This window comes from Catellatospora sp. KI3 (assembly GCF_029948125.1).
GTDB lineage: Bacteria > Actinomycetota > Actinomycetes > Mycobacteriales > Micromonosporaceae > Catellatospora.
Genome location: NZ_JASAMB010000002.1, coordinates 196,438 through 218,733, shown reverse-complemented (window position 1 = coordinate 218,733; position 22,296 = coordinate 196,438). Strand labels below are relative to the sequence as shown.

Below are 22,296 nucleotides of genomic sequence, written 5' to 3'. Positions count from 1 at the left end.
CCACGCCACGCGCGGTGCCGCGCCAAGATCGGTGCAGTTTCGGGGAAAGTGCACGAATGCGGGCCAAGATTCCTGCACTTTCCCCGAAACTGCACACGCCCACGGCCCGGACCCACCCACCGCGCGTCGGCCGCGGTCATCGGTGCCAGCCGCGGACGGTGAGGGCGTGGGCGACCTCGGCGACGAAGCCCGCGAAGTCGGTGCGCAGGCGGTGGGCGGTGAGGTGCAGGACGATCCAGTCCTGGCCGACGAGGTCGTTGAGCCGCCGCCGGTCGCGGTGGAACTGGTCGGTCCGCGCGTGCCAGACGCCGTCGTACTCGACCGCGACCCGGTACCTCGGCCAGGCCAGATCCACCCGGGCGACGAAGCGGCCGGCGGCGTCGATGACGTGCTGGGTGACCGGGCGGGGTAGGCCCGCGAGCACCAGGCCGACGCGGGTGCGCGACTCCGGCGGCGACGCTGCTCCGCCGTCGGCCAGGCCGGTCACCGCCGCGAAGCGGCGCCCGCCCCGGCGTTCGAGCCGGCGCGCTGACTCCTCGGCCAGTTCGGCGGGCTTGACCGCGCCGAGTCCGAGCAGGGCGTCGACCTGGACCACGGCCTCGACGAGGTCGTACCACTGGGTTAGGTCCCAGCAGGTGCGCAGGGGCGAGGTGACGGTGAGCCGCGGGAACCCGACCACCTCGTCGTCGGCCATGTCCGCGGTGTGCACGCGGATGCCGTGCACCGGCCCGAAGCGGTGGCCGGGCGGGATGAGCACGTCGACCGGATCTCCGTCGGCGGGCTCCGGTCCGCCGTGGACCGCGGCGGCGGAGCGGCCGGCGATCACCGCCCGGGGCGGGAGCAGCCAGCGGACCGCGGCCCGGCACCGGGCCTCGTGCGAGAAGGTGGTGCGGGCGTCGGCGTAGACGCCGCGGAACAGCGGCCGCCACGCCTTGCTGCGCAGCTCGCCCCTGGTGAGGATGCCGGACGAGATGACCTCGGCGGCGGAGAAGATGTGCCCGACCAGTTGCTGCGGGCGCCTCGGAGTACGCGACACACCCCGTACCCTCCCCCGCCCGCCGTCCCCCCATCCACCCCTGTGGATAACCCCGCTGCAGTTTCGGGGAAAGTGCAGGAATCTTGGCCTGCATTCGAGCACTTTCCCCGAAACTGCACGGATCTTGGCCGCCCGCCCCGCGCGCCCGCGCGGGACTACCCGAGGAGGGCGGCGAGGGTGGGGCGGAGGGCGGCGGCGACGTCGGGCGAGGTGACGGGGCCGGAGCGGGCCGCTTCGCGACCGGCCAGGCCGTGCACGTACGCGGCCGCGACCGCCGCCCGTACCGCGGGCAGCCCGGCGGCCAGCAGCGAGCCGAGCAGCCCGGCCAGCACGTCCCCGGTGCCGCCGGTGGCCAGCGCGGGGCTGCCGGTCGGGTTGACCCACGCCTCCCCCGCCGGCCCGGCGACCACGGTCCGGTCGCCCTTCAGCAGCACCACCGAGCGGGTCCACGCGGCCAGCTTCTGCGCCGCCGCGACGCGGTCCGGCCCGGGGTCCTCCCCGGCCAGCCGCGCGTACTCCCGGTCGTGCGGGGTTAGCACCGTGGGGGCGTCGCGCCGCCGCAGCTCGCCGGACATGGTCCCGTCGACCAGCATGGTGATCGCGTCGGCGTCGAGCACCGCGGGCACGGGCGCGGCCAGCACCGACCGCAGCTCACCCTGTGCGCGCTCGTCGGTGCCGAGGCCGCTGCCGCAGGCCCAGGCCTGGACCCGGCCCGCGTCGGCGACCCGGGCCGAGCCGATCACGCTCGGATGCGCGGGTACGACGATCTGGTGCGCGGCTCCGGCGTAGCGGACCAGCCCGGTGGGTCCGGCGAGCGCCCCCGAGACCGACAGCAGCGCGGCGCCGGGGTACCCGGGCGAGCCGGTCGCGAGGCCGACCACGCCCCGGGTGTACTTGTCGGACCCGGCGTCGGCCCGCGGCCACCAGGCGGCGATGTCGGCGGCTTCGGCCACCCGCAGCGCCGGGTCGCCGTGCAGCCACGGCCGCAGCCCGATGTCGACCACCTCGACCTGGCCGGCGTACCCGGCGGCGGGGCCGACGACGTGGGCGGGCTTGAGGCAGCCGAACGTGACGGTGACGTCGGCGCGTACGGCGTTGCCGGGCACGTCGCCGGTGTCCACGTCGACCCCGGACGGGACGTCGACGGCGATGACCGGCGGCCGGGGGTCGAGCAGGGCCAGGCGCTCGACCAGCGTCAGGGCGCTGCCGCGCAGGGCGCCGGTGGCGCCGATGCCGACGAGCCCGTCCACGATCAGGTCGGTCCGGCCGGGCCAGTCGGTGACGGTGCGCCCGCCCGCGGCGCGCAGCGCGGCCAGCCCGCCCGCGTGGGCGCGGGCCGGGTCGGCGAGCAGCGCGCGGACGGACACGCCGAGGCGGGCCAGCATCGCGCCCGCGTGCAGGGCGTCGCCGCCGTTGTCGCCGGGGCCGACCAGGAGCAGCACGCTGGAGCCGTACACCCGGCCCTGGTCGCGCAGGGTGACCTGGCAGCGGCGCGCGAGCCCGGCGGCCGCCCGCAGCATCAGCGTGTCCGGCGGCAGCGTCGGGATGAGCGCCTGCTCGGCCGCCCTGACCTGCGCGACCCGGTACGCCGCCCTCACCGGCCCGCCTCCGCGATGACGAACGCCGAGGCGATGCCGCCGTCGTGCGACAGCGACAGGTGCCAGCGCTCGACGCCGCGCTCGGCGGCGACGGCGGCGACGGTACCGGTGACGGTCAGCCAGGGCCGCCCGTCGGGGTCGACGACCACCTCGCAGTCGTGCCACTGCATGCCCGCGGGCGCGCCGAGCGCCTTGGCCACGGCCTCCTTGGCCGCGAACCGGGCCGCCAGCGACTCCGGCGAGCGGGGGTTGCCCGAGCGCGTGGTCCGCTCGGCTTCCGTGAACAGCCGCTCCGTCAGCATCGGGGTGCGCCGCAGCGCCTGCGCGAAGCGTTCGACCAGGACCACGTCGTTGCCCACCGAGACAATCACGAACTGACCTTAAGGTCTGGGGTGTGGATCTGGTACTGCGTGGCGGCATCGTGTACGGCGGCAGCGGGGCGACGGCGGTGGCCGTGTCGGGCGGCAGGATCGCCGCGATCGGCTCCGACGAGCAGGTCTCGGCGCTGGCCGGGCGCGGCACCGAGGTGGTGGACCTCGGCGGCGGGCTGCTGCTGCCCGGCCTGCAGGACGCGCACGCGCACCCGGTGTTCGCCGGGCTGAACCTGCTGCGCTGCGAGTTGACCGAGCTGCAGGACCGGGCCGGCTACCTGGCGGCGGTCGCGGCGTACGCGGCGCGCACCGACGGGACGTGGATCATGGGGGCGGGCTGGTCGTACGACGCGTTCGGCGGGGCGCAGCCGTGCCGCCAGGACCTGGACGGCGTCGTCGCCGACCGGCCCGTCTACCTGGCCGTACGCGACGCGCACAGCGCCTGGTGCAACTCGCGGGCGCTCGCCCTGGCCGGGATCGACCGGCACACGCCCGACCCGGAGGGCGGCCGGATCGAGCGCGACCCCGACGGCGAGCCCACCGGCGTCCTGCACGAGAGCGCGATGGAGCTGGTCAGCTCGGTCGCCCCGCGCCCGGACGCGGCCGAGATCCGGCGGGCGCTGCTGCTGGCCCAGTCGCGGCTGCACTCGCTGGGCGTGACGGCGTGGCAGGACGCGATCGTGGGCGACTACGGCGGCTGGCCGGACTGCTTCGAGGCGTACCTGGCCGCCGACCGCGAGGGGCTGCTCACCGCGCGGGTGCGCGGCGCGCTGTGGTGGGAGCCGTCGCGCGGCCTGGAGCAGCTCGACGACCTGCGGCAACGCCGCGAGCTGGCGCGCGGCGGCGGGGCGCGGTTCCGCACCGAGACCGTCAAGATCATGCAGGACGGGGTGGCGGAGAACTTCACCGCCGCCATGCTCGACCCGTACCTGGACGGCTGCGGCTGCGCCACCGACCGGCGCGGCATCTCCCGGGTCGAGCCGGAGCACCTGCGCGAGATCGTCGGCCGGCTCGACCGCGACGGGTTCCAGGTGCACTTCCACGCCATCGGCGACCGGGCGGCGCGGGAGATCCTGGACGCGGTGGAGCCGGTGGCCGGGTCGCGGCTGCGGCACCACGTGGCGCACGTGCAGGTGGTGCACCCGGACGACGTGCCCCGGTTCGGGCGGCTGGGGGTGACCGTCACCATGCAGGCGCTGTGGGCGACGCACGAGCCGGCGATGGACGAGCTGACCATCCCGTTCCTGGGGCAGCCGCGGGCGAGCTGGCAGTACCCGTTCGGCGGCGTGTGGCGCAGCGGGGGGCGGCTGGCGGCGGGCAGTGACTGGCCGGTGTCCGACCCGGATCCGTTCAAGGCGATCCACGTGGCGGTCAACCGGGTCCCGCACGGCGTCGACGGGCCGCCGCTGGGGCCCGAGCAGGGGATCGAGCTGGAGACGGCGGTGCGGGCGTACACGGAGGGGTCGGCGTACGTGAACCACCTGGACGAGACGGGGGTGATCGCGGTGGGGCGGCTGGCGGACCTGGCGCTGCTGGACCGGGACCCGTTCGCGGGGCCGGTCACGGAGATCGGCGCGACCCGGGCAGTGCGCACCTGGGTCGAGGGCCGGCCGGTCCACGGCGCCTGACCTGCGGCCCGCACTCGCCCGCCCGCCCGCCCCGCCCGCCCCGGCCGCCCCGCCCGCCCGGCGCCACCCGCCTTTTATTGACACTGGCCTATCCAGAAGACAGAATCCCGAAATCCGTCCTCTAGATAGGCCAGCGTCAATGCCAAGCGGACCGGGGACAACGCCCTAGCAGGCACCGCCACTCGCGGCAAGGGTTGTGGACAAGTCTGTGGGTATCCCCGGAGTCGGTTATCCACAGGGGTGTGCGCAGGTCAGCGCCGCGCGGCAGCATCGCCGCCATGGATGTCGAGTTCGATGACGGGTACGCGCCGCAACCGGTCCGCGTCGACCCCCACGAGTTGGTCCGCATCGCCGGTCACCTGGCCGAGCTGGCGGCCGCCATGTCCGGCGACGTGGCCCGCACCGCCGACCTCACCGCCTCCCCCGACGGCTGGTCCGTCAGATCCGCCCAGGTCAGGCTCATGCACGAGGTCAACACCCACCTGAACGGGCTGAGCACCGCCCTCGACGGCTACGCCCGGCGGCTGCGCACCGCCAGCGCCGAGTACACCGGCCAGGACGAGCGGGCGGCGCGCGACGTCGCGGCGGCGGGCGGGGCGCGGATCGGGGCGGCCCGATGAACGTGACGTACGCGCAGTTGCTGGCGGCCGACCTGGACCTGTGGACACGCGGTGCCGCCGCGTGGCGGCGGCTGAGCCATCGCATCGACGACCACGCCGACGAGGTGTCCGCGCAGGTGACCCGCTTGGGCCAGGTGTGGACGGGCGGGATCGCGGCCCCGGCGGCCGAGGCCGCCTGCCGCACCATCGGCACCGGCCTGGCGGCGGTGCCGGGGGTGCTGCTGGAGGTGGACCAGCTGCTGTGCCGGCACGCCGAGCTGGTGCGCGCCCTCCAGCAGCGGGTACGGGTGCTGCTCGCCTCCCTGCGCGGCACCCCCGTGCGGGTCTCTCCCGAGGGCGAGGTGAGCCTGGACGTGGTGACAGTCAAACCCGACCCGGGCGAGGTCGCGTTCGCGAAGTGGGTGGCGGCGCAGCTGGCGGAGATCCTGCGCCGGGTGCGCGCCAGCGACGAGGAGACCGCGCGGCGGCTGATCGCGCTGGCGGTCGGCGCCCGCGACGGCTGGGCGACCAGTCCGGCCCCGCCCCCGCCGAGCGGGATCCTGCCGGTGGCGACGTGGTGGGCCGGCCTGGCCCCGGCGCAGCGTAACTGGCTGCTGGTGACGCAGCCGGACCTGGTCGGCGGCCTCGACGGGGTGCCCGTGGCGGCCCGGGACCGGGCCAACCGGCTGCGGCTGGACGCCGAGCTGGACCGGCTGCGGGCGGTCCTCGCCGCGCCGCATCCGCCCGAGGGGACCGACACCCGGGTGCGCACGCTGGAGGATCTGACCACGCGGCTGGAGCGGCAGGATCCCCGCGCCTACCTGCTCAACCTGGACGTGCGCGGGGACGGCCGGGCGGTGGTGGCCATCGGGGACCCCGACGTCGCCGACCACGTGGCGACGTACGTGCCGGGCAGCGGGGCGACGATCGACTCGGCCGAGAGCGAGCTGAACCGGGCCGCGGCGCTGCAGCTGCGGGCCACGGTCACCGCCCCGGAGCAGAGCACGTCGACGATCATGTGGCTGGGCTACGACCCGCCGGACGGGGTGGACGCGCTGCTGGAGAAGTCGGCCCGGACGGCCGCCCCCGACCTGGCCACGTTCCAGGACGGACTGGTCGGCACGCACGAGGGCGGGCCGGCGCACCGGACGGTGATCGGGCACTCGTACGGCTCGCTGGCCCTGGGCCTGGCCGACCGCGACGGCACCCTGGCCGCCGACGAGATCGTGGCCCTGGGCAGCCCCGGCATGGGCGTGGACAGCGCCGCCGAGCTGCGCGATCCGGCGCACGTGTGGGCGGCCACGGCGCGCAACGACGTGATCCTGGCGGCGAGTTCCAAGGGCGAGGTGGCCCTGGACGCGGTCGGCGGACCGGCCCTGATCGCCCTGGGGGCGGTCACCGACGCGGTGGTCCGCGGCAACGCCGACCTGTGGCACGGGGTGGACCCGTCGTCGGCGCAGTTCGGCGCCCGGGTGTTCGACGCCGGAGTGGGCCGCGATCCGCTCGCGGCCCACTCCGGCTACTTCGACAAGGCCAGCCCGGCGCTGGAGACGATGGCGCACATCGTCACCGGGACCGGCACTACTCCACCGTGACGGACTTGGCCAGGTTGCGCGGCTGGTCGACGTCGTGGCCGCGCGAGGCGGCGATCTCGGCGGCGAGCACCTGCAGCGGCACCGTGGTCACGAACGGGGCCAGCAGCGTGGGCGTGCGCGGCACCCGCACCAGCAGATCGGCGTACGGGACGACGGCCTCGTCGCCCTCCTCGGCGATCACGATGGTGCGGGCGCCGCGGGCGCGCACCTCCTGGATGTTGCTGACGACCTTGTCGTGCAGCACGCCGCGCCCGGCGGGCGAGGGCACTACGCACACGACCGGGGTGCCCTGGTCGATCAGCGCGATCGGACCGTGCTTGAGCTCGCCCGCGGCGAAGCCCTCGGCGTGCATGTAGGCCAGCTCCTTGAGCTTGAGCGCGCCCTCCAGCGCCACCGGGTAGCCGACGTGGCGGCCGATGAACAGCACCGTCGTGGCGGTGGCCAGCTCGCGGGCCAGCTCGCGGACGGGGTCCATGGTGCCGAGCACCTTCTCGATCTTGTCGGGCATCTCCTGCAGCTGCGCCACCACCGCGGCGACCTCGTCGGCGTACTTGACCCCGCGCACCTGGGCCAGGTGCAGGCCGACCAGGAAGCAGGCGGCGAGCTGGGTGAGGAACGCCTTGGTGGAGGCCACCGCGATCTCGGGGCCGCCGTGGGTGTAGAGCACCGCGTCGGACTCGCGCGGGATGGTCGAGCCGTTGGTGTTGCAGATGGCCAGCACGCGGGCCTTCTGCTCCTTCGCGTGGCGCAGTGCCATCAGCGTGTCCATCGTCTCGCCGGACTGCGAGATCGCCACGACCAGGGTGGACCGGTCGAGCACCGGGTCGCGGTAGCGGAACTCGCTGGCCAGCTCGACCTCGCACGGGATGCGCGTCCAGTGCTCGATGGCGTACTTCGCGACCAGGCCCGCGTGGTACGCGGTGCCGCAGGCGACGATGAAGATCTTGTCAACGTCGCGCAGGTCCTGGTCGGTCAGGCGCACCTCGTCGAGCATGATCTCGCCGGTCTCGCCGATGCGCCCGCGCAGCGTGTCGGCGACGACCTGCGGCTGCTCGGCGATCTCCTTGAGCATGAACCAGTCGTAGCCGCCCTTCTCCGCCGCCCGCGCGTCCCAGTCCACGTGGTAGTCGCGGCCCTGGGCCGGGTTCCCGTCGAAGTCGGTGATCTCGATGGCGTCGGCGGTGATCAGGACGACCTGGTCCTGGCCCAGCTCGACCGCCTCGCGGGTGTGCTCGATGAACGCGCTGACGTCGCTGGCCAGGAAGTTCTCACCGTCGCCGCGGCCGACCACGAGCGGGGAGTTGCGGCGCGCGCCGACCACCGCGCCGGGCGCCTGCTGGTCGACGGCGAGCAGCGTGAACGCGCCCTCCAGCTTGCCGCAGACCCGGCGCATCGCCTCGGCCAGCGCGGCCGGGCTGCCCGGCACCCCGGCGAGCTCGGCGGCGAGCAGGTGGGACACGCACTCGGTGTCGGTGTCGCTCAGGAACTCCACGCCGTCGGCCTGCAGCTGGGCGCGCAGGCGGGCGAAGTTCTCGATGATGCCGTTGTGGATCACGGCGATGCGGCCGTCGGCCGACAGGTGCGGGTGCGCGTTGCGGTCGGTCGGGCCGCCGTGGGTCGCCCAGCGGGTGTGCCCGATGCCGGCCAGCCCGGCCCGCAGCTCCGCCTCGGCCGACTCGGCCAGCGCCTTCTCCAGATTCGACAGCTTGCCGGCCTTCTTGGCCAGCAGCAGCCGACCGTCGGCGAGCACGGCCACGCCGGCCGAGTCATAGCCCCGGTATTCCAGGCGCCGCAGGCCGTCGACGACGACGCCCAGGGCCGACTGAGTTCCTACGTATCCCACGATCCCGCACATGACCGCCACCCTAGCGGAGTTTCGCTCATATTGCATGCTCGAAGTCGAGTCATTCACGCACACGTGATGATTGATCACGGACAGCAACCGCTGGTCGAGGCCGGTATCCTCTCCGCGTGACCGACCCCTCCTCCCCGCCTTCCGATCCCACCTCCCCACCGCCGGCCACCCCGCCCGCCAACCCCTGGCAGCCGCCGGGTGCGCCGTCCGCGTGGCAGCCCCCGCCGACCCCGGCCGCGGGCGGCTGGAACCCGCCCGGCGGATCCGCCGCCACCGGCGGCCAGCCCCCGGCCGCCCCCAGCCCGTGGGCGGCGCCCGGTGCCGCCGCGCCCGGGCCGTACCCGGGCCAGCCGGGGCCGTACCAGGCCCAGCCGGGGCCGTACCAGGGCCAACCCGGGCTGGGGCCGTACGCCACGGTTCCGACCTTCGCACCCGCACCCCCGTCCGCGCCGAAGAAGCGCAATACCGGCCTGATCGTCGGCATCGTCGTGGGCGTGGTGCTGCTCGTGGCGTGCCTGTGCGGCGTCGGCGTGTACGCGTTCAGCAAGCTGGCCGAGGCGGCCAACCAGGCCAACTCCGCAACGTACGACGACGACACCTACTGGGACGACGAGTACTGGGAGGAGCCCACGCCCGGACCGTCGCCCTCCTCCAGCCGGGCGCACGTGGTGGAGTACCGCGTCAACGGCAAGGGCACCGCGAAGATCAATTTCCAGACCGTGGCGGGGTACAACACCACCGTCGCGGCGATGCCCTGGACCAACCGCTGGACCAGCTACGGCCTGTACCTGCGAACCTCGGTGACGGCCACGGCGACCGGTCAGCAGCTCACCTGCGTGATCCTGATCGACGGCGAGGAGGTGGCCCGGCAGTCCGCCAAGGGCTCGGTCACCTGCATCCGCGATCTCGAAGTGTGACGGGTAGTAGGCACGAGGTCTGCGCCCCTGCGGGCCTCGGTCTACCATCCGCCCATGAGTTACCCCCCTCCGTACGACCCCAACCAGGCGCAGCCCCCGCAGCCCCCGCAGTACGGGCAGTACGGCGCGCCCGTCTCGCCGGTCCAGCAGCCGGTGAAGAAGAGCAACGCGGGCATGATCATCGGCATCATCGTCGGTGTCGTGCTGCTGCTGTGCGCGGCCTGCGGCGTCGCCGGCTGGTTCATCTACGACAAGGCCAGCGACAAGGCCCAGGAGATCGTCGACAGCCTCCCCAGCATGGGCGTGGAGACCGGCGCGCCGGGCGACTCGCACTCGGTCCGCTACACGGTCGAGGGCAGCGGCGAGGCCCTGATCACCTGGAACGCCGGCACCGGCGACCCGCAGAGCGAGACGGTGACCCTGCCCTGGTCCAAGACCCTCACCCTGGACCAGGACACCTTCGCCGTATCGGTGATGGCGTTCCGCCGCGGCACCGACGCCAAGCTCGACAGCTGCACGATCTCGATCGACGGCACCGAGAAGAAGCGGAACACCGGCTCCGACGTCACGGTGGTCTGCACCGCGATCTTCATGAGCTGAGACCGCGCATACGACGAAGCGGCGTGCCCCCGACCTCGGGGCACGCCGCTTTCACGACTCGTCGGAGTCAGCCCGCCAGCGGGCTGGCCGCGCGCACGTCGGCGGCGATACCCTCGGCGATCTTCTGCGCGGCCTCCTCGGTGGCCGCCTCGACCATGACCCGGACCAGCGGCTCGGTGCCCGAGGGCCGCAGCAGCACCCGGCCGGCTCCGGCCAGCTGCGCCTCGGCAGCCGCCACCGCGGCCAGGATCTCCGGCGCCTTCGCGACCGCCTTATCCGCCACCCGTACGTTGATCAGCACCTGCGGCAGCTTGGTCACCACCGCGGCCAGCCCGGCCAGCGAGGTGCCGCTCTGCGCCATCCGCGCCATCAGCCGCAGGCCGGTCAGCACCCCGTCGCCGGTGGTGGCGTGGTCGGTGAAGACCACGTGGCCGCTCTGCTCGCCGCCGAGGTTGAAGCCGCCGCTGCGCAGCTCCTCCAGCACGTACCGGTCGCCGACCTTGGCCTCGACCAGGGTGATGCCCGCCTCGCGCATCGCGATGCGCAGCCCGAGGTTGCTCATGACCGTCGCCACCAGCGTGTCGTCGACGAGGGTGCCCGCGTCGCGCATGGCCAGGGCCAGAATCGCCATGATCTCGTCGCCGTCGACCTCGGACCCGTTCGCGTCGACCGCCAGGCACCGGTCGGCGTCGCCGTCGACGGCGATGCCGAGGTCGGCGCCGTGCTCGACCACGGCCGCCTGCAGTGAGGCGAGGTGGGTGGCGCCGCACTCCTCATTGATGTTGAGGCCGTCCGGCTCCGCGTTGATCGCGACCACGTCGGCACCGGCCTGCCGGAACGCCTCCGGCGCGACGTCGCTCGCCGCGCCCTGCGCGCAGTCCACCACCACCTTGAGACCCGACAGCGAGTGCTCGGTCGCGTCGACCAGGTGCGAGGTGTAGTGGTCGGCGCCGTCGAGCAGGTCGTGCACCCGGCCGACGGCCGCGCCGGTGGGGCGCGTCCACGGCGCGCCGAGCGCCGCCTCGATGGCGTCCTCCTGCTCGTCGGTGAGCTTGTGCCCGCCCGCGGCGAAGAACTTGATGCCGTTGTCGGGCATCGGGTTGTGGCTGGCCGAGATCATCACGCCGAAGTCCGCCCGGACCTCGGCGGTGAGGAAGGCCACCCCGGGCGTGGGCAGCACGCCCACCCGCACCACGTTGGCACCGGCGCTGGCCAGGCCCGCGACCACCGCCGCCTCGAGCATCTCGCCACTGGCCCGCGGGTCGCGGCCCACCACCACCAGCGGCGGCTGCGTCCGGTCCGGGTCGGCCAGGTCGGCCAGGGTGTGCGCCGCGGCGACCGCGAGCGACAGGGCGAGTTCGGGGCTGAGGTCAGCGTTGGCGAGACCGCGTACGCCGTCGGTGCCGAAGAGGCGTGCCATCGGGGTGCCCTTTCTGACGGGGTGCGAAAGGCGAAAGGTTAGCTGAGACGGCTGATGGCCGAGAGCCCCGGACGAGTCAGGGGAAAGCGAACGGCCGGACACGCCAGCTGTCGTGCAGCAGCGTGCCCGGCCGTTCAGCGAAGATAGATCAACGCTTGGAGTACTGCGGGGCCTTACGGGCCTTCTTGAGACCGTACTTCTTGCTCTCCTTGACCCGAGCGTCACGGGTCAGGAAGCCGGCCTTCTTCAGCGCGGGGCGGTCGTCGAGGTCGAGCTCGCACAGCGCCCGGGCGATGGCCAGGCGCAGCGCGCCGGCCTGACCGGTGATGCCGCCGCCACGCAGGTTGGCGACCACGTCGAGGGTCTCGTTCTTCTCGGCGGTCACCAGCGGCTCACGCACCGACTGCTGCGCGACCTTGCTGGGGAAGTACTTCTCCAGCTCGCGGCCGTTGCACGTGATCTTGCCGGTGCCGGGGAGCAGACGCACCCGGACGATGGCCTCCTTGCGGCGGCCCACGGTCTGGATCGGCCGGTCACCCTTGAACTTCGGGGTGGCCTGGACCTTCGCGGCGACGACGACCGAGGCCTCAGCCTCGACATCGGCCTGGGTCGGCACAGAAGTGTCGGTCATGGTGATTCCTTCGTCCGCGCTCACTGCGCGATCTGCTTGATCTCGAACGGCACGGGCTGCTGCGCCGCGTGCGGGTGCTCCGCGCCAGCGTAGACCTTCAGCTTCGACAGAATCTGACGGCCCAGCTTGTTGTGGGGGATCATGCCCTTCACGGCCAGCTCGATCGCCTTCTCGGGGCGCTTGGTCAGCAGCTCCTCGTAGCCGACCTGCTTCAGACCACCCGGGTAACCGGAGTGCCGGTAAGCGATCTTGGTCGCGCGCTTGTTACCGGTCAGCGCCACCTTGCCGGCGTTGATGATGATCACAAAGTCGCCGGTGTCGACGTGCGGCGCGAAAGTCGGCTTGTGCTTACCGCGCAGGAGGTTGGCGGTGTGGGTGGCGAGCCGGCCCAGCACGACGTCAGAAGCGTCGATAACGTGCCACTGACGCTCGATCTCACCCGGCTTCGGGCTGTACGTACGCACAGGTCTACCTTGTCTCGTCGTAGGTCTGTGTGACCGCGGGCGTAACTGCCCACGACCAACGGATTCTGCGATTCCGGCCGACCACGAACGGGTCGGCGCGCGAACGACAAGCCTACCTGAGCATCAGGGATACCGGCTCGGCGCCACCTCTCGCACAACAGCCGCTAACGATACCCGTTGCCCCTGGGGCCGGTCAAAACGGGCCTGCCCTGCTGTGTTACCGGTCCTGATGTCCGTTTTAGCGGCCTGTCTTCACAGCACCCGACCGGCCAAGGTGCGGCGGGGTTCACATCCGCGGTTACCGCGGCGGAACAACACGGCAATCACACGTCCGTAACTTCATCGCCATGACCGCCATTGCCCCGGCGCCCGCCCCGGCCCGCGCCGCCGCACTCAGTCACTGGGACCCCGAGAACCCCGAGTTTTGGGCGTCCACCGGCCGCAGGGTCGCGCGCCGCAACCTGATCTTCTCGATCTTCGCCGAGCACCTGGGCTTCTCCGTGTGGACGCTCTGGAGCGTCGTGGTGGTGGCCCTGCCCGCCGCCCAGTTCCCCTACACGGTGGACCAGAAGTTCTGGCTGGTGGCGCTGCCGAACCTGATCGGCGCGCTGATGCGGCTGCCGTACACCTTCGCGGTCACCCGGTTCGGCGGCCGGACCTGGACCTCGATCAGCGCGGTGCTGCTGCTGATCCCGCTGGCCGGGCTGATCTTCGCGGTGACCGCGAAGCCCGCGTACTGGGTGGTCCTGGCCCTGGCCGCGACCGCCGGTCTGGGCGGCGGCAACTTCGCCTCCTCCATGACCAACATCTCCTTCTTCTTCCCGGAGAAGGAGAAGGGCGTGGCGCTGGGCCTCAACGCCGCGGGCGGCAACATCGGCATCAGCACCATGCAGCTGATCGTGCCGATCGTCCTCTCGGCCGGCCTCGTCTACGGCGGGCTGATGTGGGTGCCGCTGGTGCTGGCGGCCGCGGTCTGCGCCCGGCTGTTCATGAACAACCTCGCCGTGGCCCGCTCACCGCTGAAGGCCCAGTTCGCCACGGTCAAGCGGGCGCACACCTGGATCATGTCGTTCCTGTACATCGGGACCTTCGGCTCGTTCCTCGGCTACTCCGCCGCCTTCCCGCTGGTGCTCAAGCTGCAGTTCCCCGAGGCGCCGGTGGCGCACGTCGGTGCGGCCACCGTCACGCTGGCCTTCGCCGGGCCGCTGATCGGCTCGCTCACCCGGCCGCTGGGCGGCTGGCTGGCCGACCGGACGGGCGGGGCGAGGGTCACCGCCACCTGCTACATCCTGATGGGGCTCGGCTCGTACGGCGTGGTCACGTCGGTGTCGCGACACAGCATGGCGCTGTTCCTGACCTCGTTCCTGTTCCTGTTCGCCGCGGCGGGGGCGGGCAACGGGTCGACGTACCGGATGATCCCGGCGATCTTCGCGGCGACCTCGCCCGACCTGGCCACCGCCAAGCGGGAGTCGGCGGCGACCCTCGGTATCGCGGGGGCGATCGGCGCGGTGGGCGGCTTCTACCTGCCCCGGGCGATCAGCGACTCGATCAAGGCGACCGGCGGCATCAGCACCGCCTTCACCTGGTTCGCCGTGCTGTACGGCGTCTGCCTGGCCGTCACCTGGTGGTGCTACCTGCGCAAGCGCGTCCTGGCCACCCAGGCCCCCAGCCTGGCCCACGCCGGCATCTGACCCCTCCACCAGCCCCGCCCCGCCCCCCGCCCCGCCCCCCGCCCCGCCTTTCTATTGACGCTGGCCTATCCAGAAGACGGATTTCCAAGATTCGTCTTCTGGATAGGCCAGCGTCGATTCCAAGCCGGACGCGGGGCGGCAGGACGGGGGTCCGCTTCGGGGCCAGGGGTGACGTTGCGGTATACCAACAGTGGCGACCGACACACCCCCGAGGCTTGCGGAATAGTTGAATCTTCACCAAAGTTGGCACCAGTGGCTGCTCACAGCCGCAGACTGACTTCGGAGGAAAGACAGATGTCGCTCGTTCTCGACCAGCAGGCCCAGGATCTGCTGTTCCGCAGCGCCCGCACCGCCAACACGTTCACCGACGAGCCGGTGACCGACGAGCAGGTGCGCGCCATCTACGACCTGGTCAAGTACGCCCCCACCTCGCTGAACATGCAGCCGCTGCGGGTCGTGCTGGTGCGCTCGGCCGAGGCCCGCGCCCGCCTGGTCGAGCGGCTGGGCGACGGCAACAAGGCCAAGACCGCCGCGGCCCCGCTGACCGCGATCCTCGCCGCCGACACCGACTTCCACGACGAGTTCCACCGCACCTTCCCGCACGTGCCGGGCGTGCGCGACTGGTTCACCGGCGACGACGCGACCCGCGCCGAGGTCGCCCGGTTCAACGGGGCGCTGCAGGTGGGCTACTTCATCCTGGGCGTGCGCGCGGCCGGCCTGGCCGCCGGCCCGATGACCGGCTACGACGCCGAGGGCGTCAACAAGGACTTCTTCCCCGACGGCGCGCACAAGGTGCTGGCCGTGGTCAACATCGGCAAGCCGGGCGAGAACGCGTGGTTCGACCGCAGCCCGCGGCTGGACTACGACGATGTCGTAACGACGGCCTGATCCGAACGGACGAGGGGTGAGGGTAAGGCCCTCACCCCTCTAGGGTGGAGTACATGGCGACGACCGCTACCCCGACGACGAACGCCAACTGGCTGACCGAGCCCGAGCAAGCCGCCTGGCGCGCTTTCATCTACACCTCCAAGCTCGTGACCGCGGAGCTGGAGCGCGGAATGGCGCAGCACGGCCTCTCGGGCACCGACTACGGCGTGCTGGTGAGCCTGTCCGAGGCGCCGGGCCGGCGGATGCGCATGTCCGAGCTGTCCCAGTCGATGCTGCTGGAGAAGAGCCGGCTGTCGCACCAGATCACCCGGATGGAGCGGTCGGGCCTGGTCCGCCGGGAGAGCTGCGCCGACGACCGGCGCGGCCAGTACGCCGTGCTCACCGAGCAGGGCTGGGAGACCATCCAGAGGGTGGCCCCGCATCATGTGGCGCTGGTCCGGGCGATCTTCATCGACCGGCTGACGCCCGCGCAGCTCGCCACGTTGACCGAGCTGTTCGAGCCGCTGCACACGATGATGCGGGAGGCCTGCCCCAAGGAAGCGGAGGCTTGCGGCGACACCGAGGAGTGCTAGAGGTCCTGGATGATGCGCAGTGCTCGACCGACCCTGCGCATGGTGTCGGTGTCGGCGACATCGACCATGTCCGTGAACCACTTCTTCATCGGTGACGAAACCCGGTCGGGCATGATGACCAGTTCGCCCATGGGTACGGCCAGCGGGGAGTCGCGGAGTTCCTCCTCCTCGACCACCTCGGCCACGATCACGATGGGCACGTCGGTGCTGTTGTACACATCCGAGCTGATCACCAGCCCGAGCCGCTCCCGGGCTCCGTCGATGCGCCAGATCTCGCCTCTACGCAGCACGCCGCCCCCGTCCTGACAATTCCAGGCGTACCAGCTCCACTTCGCGCTCGTCGTCCAGCGCGTTCTTCTCCAGGCGGTCTATCCCGGCCCGGCGGACGACGTCCGCGTGGGCGGTGAACAGCTCCCGGAGTGCTTTCTCCCGGGCGGCCTGATCCATCCAGGCCGACAGTGACAATCCGTCGCGCTCTGCGTATCGGCGCGCCTCTTCAATCGTCTCGTCCGCGAAGGACAGGGTTACTTTGGCAGTCATGCCGATCAGATTACGCCCGGTGTGACCATCAGTCATCCTGTTCTTCGTGCCACGTAGGTGAGTGAGAATGCCTACTTCTGAGCACATTTACGCAGTGTGACGCCATCGTAACCGTTAGCACCTCGGTGGGGTAATCCACCGACCGGCCATGCCACTCCACTCACCTGGCCGGACCTGCCGGTCCATCGATCGATGGTCGACCAACAGGGTGGACGGACACAACGTGCGTGGGACTTAGCAGGTTCGAAACATACGGGACCCGGGAGCGAAACCCCCAGACCTCAGGATTTCGCACATGGTCGCACCCACCCCTACCGCTACCGCCGCCCCCGCGGCGGCTCCAGCGTCAGGATTCCGACAGGGTGAGACGCTCGCCATAGTAGATACGGCCCCACCTGTGGCCCAATGGGTTGCAGCAGATGGCACAATGACCACATTGGACGGTGCGGCGCGAGAGCGCGGCGCCGCCCGCAAGCCACCGCCGGGGGTAGGGACGGATCCGGCGGTGTCGGCCGAGCTGGCCTCCCGGCTCGGCCACACCGATGGCGGCACCGCCGACATCGGAGGCGTACGGTTCCGCGGGTCTCCCGCGGCACCGTACGCCGTCTTCGAGGAGCTGCGGCGCGCCACCGCTGGTGGAGCGGCGGACTTCGTCGGCGTCACGTGGGAGCGGGTGGACGCCGGTAAAGACGGGTCCATGTCCTGCCCACCGGCGGACCGGGCAGGCGCGTCGCGGCTCCTCGTCGCATCCGTCCCCTCCTCCACCGGTCGCACCCGCCTCGTCGCGGTCGAGCACCGGACCTCCCCCGTCGGCACCGCCTCCCGGCAATCGAGCCGGTGACCCATGCGCTGCCCCTTCCCGGCCCGAACCAGGGCCCGCGCCGTCGGCGCTAACCGTGCCACCGCCAGCCGCCCCGGACGCAAGGACGCGGTCGGCTGCTGGATGACGTGGCTGTCCCCCGCAGAGAGCGTGGAGGTGTCCGCATGAGCAGAAATCTTGTCGTCGCAGGCCACGGCATGGTGGCACAGCGATTCCTGGAGGCCTTCGCCGATCGCGGCCCCGACGGCTGGACCGTGACGGTCCTGGCCGAGGAGGACCGCCCCGCCTACGACCGGGTGCGCCTGTCGGCCTGGTTCGATTCGTACGACGCCGCCGACCTGGACCTGGGCGGGGCACCCGCCGGGGTCGAGCTGCGCCTGGGCCAGCCGGTGACCGCGATCGACCGCGACCGCCGCGTCGTGTCGACCCCGGCCGGCGAGACGCCGTACGACGTGCTGGTGCTGGCCACCGGCTCGCGCGCCTTCGTACCCCCGATCTCCGGGTCGGACCTGCCCGGCGTCTTCGTCTACCGCACGATCGAGGACCTGGAGCAGCTCAAGGAGTGGTCCACCGCGAACGGCCGCCGCGTCGGCGCGGTGCTCGGCGGGGGCCTGCTCGGCCTGGAGGCGGCCAACGCGCTGCGCCTGCTGGGCCTGGAGACCCACGTGGTCGAGTTCGCGCCCCGGCTGATGCCGCTGCAGGTCGACGAGGGCGGTGGCGCCGTGCTGAAGCGCCACATCGAAGGGCTCGGCGTCACCGTGCACACCGCGCGCGGCTGCGCGGGCCTGGAGGGCGGCCCGGACGGCGTCACCAGGATGCGCTTCAACGACGGCGGCGAGCTGGCCGTGGACGTGGTCGTGGTGGCCGCGGGCATCCGGCCGCGCGACGAGCTGGCCGAGGCGGCCGGGCTGGCCAAGGGGCCGCGCGGCGGCTTCCTGGTCGACGACGCCTGCGCGACCGCCGACCCGGCGATCTGGGCCATCGGCGAGTGCGCCTCGCTGAGCGTCGCGGGCGGCGACGGGGTCTGCTACGGCCTGGTCGCGCCCGGCTACGCGATGGCCGAGGTGGTCGCCGACCGGCTCACCGGCGGCGAGTCGAAGATGGCGCTGCCGGACACCTCCACCAAGCTCAAGCTGCTCGGCGTCGACGTGGCCAGCTTCGGCGCCCCGTTCGCGCCCGGCCTGGACGTGGTCGTCACCGACCAGGTCACCGGCGTCTACGCGAAGCTGCTGCTCACCGACGACGCGAAGACCCTGCTCGGCGGCATCCTCGTCGGCGACGCCAGCGCGTACCCGACGCTGCGGGCCAGCCTCGGCGGGCCGCTGCCCGCCGCGCCGCTGGCGATGCTGGCCCCCGCCGGTGAGGGCGGCGCCAAGATGGACCTGCCCGGCACCGCGCAGGTCTGCTCCTGCCACGCGGTCACCAAGGACCACGTCACCGACGCGATCGCGGGCGGCTGCGCCGACGTGGCCGGGCTGAAGACGTGCACCAAGGCCGGCACCGGCTGCGGCTCCTGCATCCCGCTGCTCAAGCAGCTGCTCGCGGCGGGCGGGGTGGCGCAGAGCAAGGCACTGTGCGAGCACTTCACGTACTCGCGGCAGGAGCTGTTCGACATCATCCGGGTGCGCCGGGTCACCTCGTTCTCGGAGCTGGTGAGCGAGTACGGCAGCGGCCGCGGCTGCGACATCTGCAAGCCCGCGATCGCCTCGATCCTGGCCACCACCAACCCCGGCTACATCCTCGACGGCGAGCAGGCGGCGCTGCAGGACACCAACGACCACTTCCTGGCCAACATCCAGCGGGACGGGACGTACTCGGTGGTGCCGCGCATCCCGGGTGGCGAGATCACGCCGGAGAAGCTGATCGTGATCGGCGAGGTGGCGCGGGACTTCGGGCTGTACACGAAGATCACCGGTGGGCAGCGGATCGACCTGTTCGGCGCCCGCGTCGAGCAGCTGCCGGTCATCTGGCAGCGGCTGGTCGACGCCGGGTTCGAGTCCGGCCACGCGTACGGCAAGGCGCTGCGCACCGTGAAGAGCTGCGTCGGCGAGACCTGGTGTCGGTACGGCGTGCAGGACTCGGTCGGCCTGGCCATCGACCTGGAGCTGCGCTACCGGGGCCTGCGCGCCCCGCACAAGCTCAAGTCCGCGGTCAGCGGCTGCGCCCGCGAGTGCGCCGAGGCCCGCAGCAAGGACTTCGGCATCATCGCCACCGAGAACGGCTGGAACCTGTACGTCGCCGGCAACGGCGGCTTCCGCCCGCGCCACGCCGACCTGTTCCTCACCGACCTGTCGACGCAGGACCTGGTCCGCTACATCGACCGGTTCCTCATGTACTACATCCGCACCGCCGACCGCCTCCAGCGCACCTCAGCGTGGCTGGAAGCGATGGACGGCGGCCTCGACCACCTGCGCGACGTCATCGTGGACGACTCGCTCGGGCTGTGCGCCGAACTGGACGCGCAGATGGCCCAGCACGTCACGGCGTACGCCGACGAGTGGCGGGCCACCCTGGACGACCCGGACCGCCTGGCCCGCTTCGTCTCGTTCGTCAACGCACCGGACACCCCCGACCCGGACATCAAGTTCGAGGTCGAGCGCGGGCAGAACGTCCCGACGCGCCAGGGCCCGGTGCCCGTCACCATCGGAGGTGCCCGGTGACCATCACGACCTCGACCGCGTACTGGACCACGGTGTGCGCATACGACCGGCTGCTGCCCGAGCGCGGCGTGGCCGCACTCGTCGACGGCGTCCAGGTCGCGATCTTCCGAACCTACGACGGCGACCTGTACGCGCTGGGCAACCGCGACCCGATCGGCGGCGCCCAGGTGATGTCGCGCGGCATCGTCGGTGACCGCGGCGGCGTGCCGACGGTCGCCTCCCCGCTGCACAAGCAGGTCTACGACCTGCGTACCGGCGAGTGCCTGGACCTGCCGGGCGTGCTCGTGCCGACCTACCCGGTGCGGTGCGAGGGCGGCCTGGTCGAGGTCCTGGTGGATCGGCTGTGAGCGCCTCAGATACCGGCGCCGCCACGGGGGACGGGGACGGGTCATGACCGAGCTGGCCGGGTTCACCGTCGGCGTCACCGCCGACCGGCGCCGGGACGAGCTGGCCGCGCTGCTGGAACGCCGCGGCGCCCGGGTGGTCATCGCCCCGGCGCTGCGGATCGTCCCGCTGCACGACGACTCGCAGCTGCGCGAGGCGACCCGGCGCTGCCTGGACTCACCACCGGACGTGGTGGTGGCCAACACCGGCATCGGCATGCGGGGCTGGCTGGAGGCCGCCGAGGGCTGGGGCCTGGCCGACCCGCTGCGCACGGTGCTGACCGGGGCGTACATCGTCGCCCGCGGCCCCAAGGCCCGTGGCGCCGTACGCGCCGCGGGCCTGCACGACCAGTGGTCGCCGGACTCCGAGAGCTGCGACGAGTGCCTGGCCCACCTGCTCAAGCGCGGGGTGGCCGGGCAGATCGTCGCGGTCCAGCTGCACGGCGACCAGCAGCCGGAGTTCTGCGCCGCGCTGCGCGCCGCCGGGGCCGAGGTCATCGAGGTGCCCGTGTACCGGTGGGCGCCGCCGCTGGACTCCGCGCCGCTGCACCGCCTGGTGGACCTGGTCTCGAACCGGCTCGTGGACGCCATCACCTTCACCTCGGCCCCGGCGGCGGGCGCGCTCATCGCCGCGGCCGGCGGCGGTGCCGACACCCTGCTCGACGCGCTGCGCCACGACGTCGTGGCCGCCTGCGTCGGCCCGGTCACCGCGGCGCCGCTGATCCGGCACAACATCCCGGTCATCGCCCCGGCCCGCGCCCGGCTCGGCGCGATGGTGCGCGCGATCGCCGACGAGCTGCCCCGGCGGGCGGTCACCCTCCAGGTCGCCGACCACGAGCTCACCCTGCGCGGGCACGCGGCGATGGTCGACGGCGAGCTGAAGCCGCTGGCCCCCGCACCGATGGCGGTGCTGCGGGCGCTGGCGTCGATGCCGGGCAAGGTCCGCTCGCGCGCCTCGCTGCTGCCCGCACTGCCGCGGGGCGCCGACGAGCACGCGGTCGAGATGGCGGTGGCGCGGCTGCGCGCCGGGTTGGGGGACCCCGCGTTCGTACAGACGGTGGTCAAAAGAGGCTACCGACTCCCGGTGGACTGACCGGCCCACCCGACGTATGGTCCCCGCGTGATGCGTTTCTGGGTACGGCAGTCGGCGGCCGGATTCGGCCTCGCCGCCCTCATCGCGGCGGCACAGTTCGGCGTCGTGTACGGCCTCAACGCGCTGCGCCTGGACCGCGAGTTCCTCGCCGGCACCGACAACGACTGGAACCTCCAGCTGAGCTGGGTGGCCTGGTTCGCGCTGTGCGCCACCGTCGGCGGGGCGACCTTCGCCGCCGGGCTGGCACAGCGGGAGGCCGGCCGCGTCGGGGCGGGCGTCCGGGTGCTCGCGGCGTGCACCGCCGCGCTCGGCGCCGCCACGGTCGCCCTGCCGCTGACGCTGCAACCCGCGCGGTACGCCGTCCTGCACGCCTCGTTCGACCCGCAGCTCACCGCCGCGCTCGCGGTCGGCGCGGGGGTCATCGCGGGGCTGCTGCTGTCGCTGTTCGTGGTGGCGCGCAGCCCGCTCAGCACCAACCTGTGGGCGTTCACCGCCGGGATGTGGGTGCTGGCCGTGGTGTCGTTCCTGGACACGGCCCAGTTCGGGCGCAACCGCGACTCGCTCGGCGACTACTACGACCCGATCCGGCTGGGCGTGCTCGACATCAGCTCGCTGCAGCCGATCCCCCGCGCCTCGTTCACCGCCCCGGCGCTGGCCCTGCTGGTGGCTCTGGTGTGCGGGCTGGCGGCCCGGCGGGCCGGGCGGTCGCGCACGCTGATCGCGCTGTCCGGCGCGACCGGGCCGCTGCTCATCGCCATCGCGTACGGGATCGGCGGGCCGGGCCTGTCCCGCTCACTGAGCTACCAGGCCGACGCGTACCTCGGCGCGATGATCGCGGTGGTGGTGGGCCTGCTCGTCACGACCGTCATAGCCCTGGCCCCCCGCCGTGCCCCCACCCGCCCCGCCTTCTGACCCACCCCGCCGTGCCACCCCAC

At 72.6% G+C, this 22,296-nt stretch carries 22 protein-coding genes; 13 read left to right on the top strand and 9 right to left on the bottom strand.

Annotated features, from left to right (window positions below):
• Positions 1-136: 136 nt before the first annotated feature.
• From QEZ54_RS04925 to QEZ54_RS04915, 3 genes are all read right to left on the bottom strand, one after another.
• Positions 137-1,036 (bottom strand): hypothetical protein, encoded by a 900-nt coding sequence (locus QEZ54_RS04925; protein WP_281303245.1) that lies wholly within the window; start codon positions 1,034-1,036, stop codon positions 137-139.
• A 155-nt stretch (positions 1,037-1,191) separates the two neighbouring features.
• On the bottom strand, positions 1,192-2,634 hold the full coding sequence (locus QEZ54_RS04920; protein ID WP_281303244.1) for an NAD(P)H-hydrate dehydratase: 1,443 nt from the start codon (positions 2,632-2,634) through the stop codon (positions 1,192-1,194).
• Complete coding sequence (locus tag QEZ54_RS04915; RefSeq protein ID WP_281303243.1) at positions 2,631-3,005, bottom strand: holo-ACP synthase; 375 nt, start codon at positions 3,003-3,005, stop codon at positions 2,631-2,633. Before QEZ54_RS04915 ends, QEZ54_RS04920 begins: the two co-directional genes overlap by 4 nt.
• A gap of 23 nt (positions 3,006-3,028) precedes the next feature.
• On the opposite strand from QEZ54_RS04915, the gene QEZ54_RS04910 reads away from it, so the two are divergent.
• From QEZ54_RS04910 to QEZ54_RS04900, 3 genes are all read left to right on the top strand, one after another.
• Positions 3,029-4,633 carry an amidohydrolase gene (locus QEZ54_RS04910; RefSeq protein ID WP_281303242.1) on the top strand — a complete coding sequence of 535 codons (1,605 nt, stop codon included), beginning with the start codon at positions 3,029-3,031 and terminating at the stop codon, positions 4,631-4,633.
• Between the two features lie 278 nt (positions 4,634-4,911).
• The gene (locus QEZ54_RS04905; protein ID WP_281303241.1) at positions 4,912-5,253 is read left to right on the top strand and encodes a type VII secretion target; all 342 of its coding nucleotides are present in this window, start codon (positions 4,912-4,914) and stop codon (positions 5,251-5,253) included.
• The gene (locus QEZ54_RS04900; RefSeq protein ID WP_281303240.1) at positions 5,250-6,827 is read left to right on the top strand and encodes an alpha/beta hydrolase; all 1,578 of its coding nucleotides are present in this window, start codon (positions 5,250-5,252) and stop codon (positions 6,825-6,827) included. The genes QEZ54_RS04905 and QEZ54_RS04900 overlap by 4 nt, the downstream gene beginning before the upstream one ends.
• On the opposite strand, the gene glmS is transcribed toward QEZ54_RS04900, so the two are convergent.
• The gene (gene glmS, locus QEZ54_RS04895; protein WP_281303239.1) at positions 6,814-8,682 is read right to left on the bottom strand and encodes a glutamine--fructose-6-phosphate transaminase (isomerizing); all 1,869 of its coding nucleotides are present in this window, start codon (positions 8,680-8,682) and stop codon (positions 6,814-6,816) included. The genes QEZ54_RS04900 and glmS overlap by 14 nt on opposite strands.
• 116 nt (positions 8,683-8,798) lie before the next feature.
• Here glmS and QEZ54_RS04890 point away from each other — a divergent pair, with 116 nt between their 5' ends.
• Positions 8,799-9,599 (top strand): hypothetical protein, encoded by an 801-nt coding sequence (locus QEZ54_RS04890; protein WP_281303238.1) that lies wholly within the window; start codon positions 8,799-8,801, stop codon positions 9,597-9,599.
• 54 nt (positions 9,600-9,653) lie between these two features.
• A complete protein-coding gene (locus QEZ54_RS04885; protein ID WP_281303237.1) occupies positions 9,654-10,199 on the top strand; it encodes a hypothetical protein in 546 nt (181 codons plus the stop codon).
• Between the two features lie 67 nt (positions 10,200-10,266).
• On the opposite strand, the gene glmM is transcribed toward QEZ54_RS04885, so the two are convergent.
• The 3 genes from glmM to rplM all read right to left on the bottom strand — a co-directional run bounded on the left by glmM (position 10,267) and on the right by rplM (position 12,714).
• The gene (glmM, locus tag QEZ54_RS04880) at positions 10,267-11,619 is read right to left on the bottom strand and encodes a phosphoglucosamine mutase (RefSeq protein ID WP_281303236.1); all 1,353 of its coding nucleotides are present in this window, start codon (positions 11,617-11,619) and stop codon (positions 10,267-10,269) included.
• A gap of 148 nt (positions 11,620-11,767) precedes the next feature.
• Positions 11,768-12,250, bottom strand: a complete 483-nt coding sequence (gene rpsI / locus QEZ54_RS04875) for a 30S ribosomal protein S9 (RefSeq protein ID WP_281303235.1) — start codon at positions 12,248-12,250, stop codon at positions 11,768-11,770.
• 20 nt (positions 12,251-12,270) lie between these two features.
• Positions 12,271-12,714, bottom strand: a complete 444-nt coding sequence (gene rplM, locus QEZ54_RS04870) for a 50S ribosomal protein L13 (RefSeq protein WP_281303234.1) — start codon at positions 12,712-12,714, stop codon at positions 12,271-12,273.
• A 347-nt stretch (positions 12,715-13,061) separates the two neighbouring features.
• Between rplM and QEZ54_RS04865 the strand changes: the two genes are divergently transcribed.
• From QEZ54_RS04865 to QEZ54_RS04855, 3 genes are all read left to right on the top strand, one after another.
• Entirely contained in the window at positions 13,062-14,405 is a 1,344-nt protein-coding gene (locus QEZ54_RS04865) for a nitrate/nitrite transporter (RefSeq protein WP_281303233.1), read from the top strand.
• A gap of 294 nt (positions 14,406-14,699) precedes the next feature.
• Positions 14,700-15,293: a malonic semialdehyde reductase gene (locus QEZ54_RS04860; protein WP_281303232.1), complete on the top strand. Its 594-nt coding sequence runs from the start codon at positions 14,700-14,702 to the stop codon at positions 15,291-15,293.
• Between the two features lie 53 nt (positions 15,294-15,346).
• Positions 15,347-15,865, top strand: coding sequence for a MarR family transcriptional regulator (locus QEZ54_RS04855; protein ID WP_281303231.1), 519 nt, complete (start codon positions 15,347-15,349; stop codon positions 15,863-15,865).
• Here the strand turns inward: QEZ54_RS04855 and QEZ54_RS04850 are convergent.
• Together QEZ54_RS04850 and QEZ54_RS04845 are read right to left on the bottom strand one after the other, a co-directional pair.
• Positions 15,862-16,155 carry a type II toxin-antitoxin system PemK/MazF family toxin gene (locus tag QEZ54_RS04850; protein ID WP_217395154.1) on the bottom strand — a complete coding sequence of 98 codons (294 nt, stop codon included), beginning with the start codon at positions 16,153-16,155 and terminating at the stop codon, positions 15,862-15,864. The genes QEZ54_RS04855 and QEZ54_RS04850 overlap by 4 nt on opposite strands.
• A complete protein-coding gene (locus QEZ54_RS04845) occupies positions 16,145-16,405 on the bottom strand; it encodes a DUF6364 family protein (RefSeq protein ID WP_281303548.1) in 261 nt (86 codons plus the stop codon). Before QEZ54_RS04845 ends, QEZ54_RS04850 begins: the two co-directional genes overlap by 11 nt.
• 427 nt (positions 16,406-16,832) lie before the next feature.
• Here QEZ54_RS04845 and QEZ54_RS04840 point away from each other — a divergent pair, with 427 nt between their 5' ends.
• The 5 genes from QEZ54_RS04840 to QEZ54_RS04820 all read left to right on the top strand — a co-directional run bounded on the left by QEZ54_RS04840 (position 16,833) and on the right by QEZ54_RS04820 (position 22,273).
• Positions 16,833-17,246, top strand: a complete 414-nt coding sequence (locus QEZ54_RS04840; RefSeq protein WP_281303230.1) for a hypothetical protein — start codon at positions 16,833-16,835, stop codon at positions 17,244-17,246.
• A gap of 143 nt (positions 17,247-17,389) precedes the next feature.
• Positions 17,390-19,885: a nitrite reductase large subunit NirB gene (gene nirB / locus QEZ54_RS04835; protein WP_281303229.1), complete on the top strand. Its 2,496-nt coding sequence runs from the start codon at positions 17,390-17,392 to the stop codon at positions 19,883-19,885.
• A gap of 2 nt (positions 19,886-19,887) precedes the next feature.
• The gene (gene nirD, locus QEZ54_RS04830; RefSeq protein WP_281303547.1) at positions 19,888-20,232 is read left to right on the top strand and encodes a nitrite reductase small subunit NirD; all 345 of its coding nucleotides are present in this window, start codon (positions 19,888-19,890) and stop codon (positions 20,230-20,232) included.
• A gap of 43 nt (positions 20,233-20,275) precedes the next feature.
• The gene (locus QEZ54_RS04825; protein ID WP_281303228.1) at positions 20,276-21,361 is read left to right on the top strand and encodes a uroporphyrinogen-III synthase; all 1,086 of its coding nucleotides are present in this window, start codon (positions 20,276-20,278) and stop codon (positions 21,359-21,361) included.
• A gap of 27 nt (positions 21,362-21,388) precedes the next feature.
• Positions 21,389-22,273, top strand: coding sequence for a hypothetical protein (locus QEZ54_RS04820; RefSeq protein WP_281303227.1), 885 nt, complete (start codon positions 21,389-21,391; stop codon positions 22,271-22,273).
• Positions 22,274-22,296: the final 23 nt, after the last annotated feature.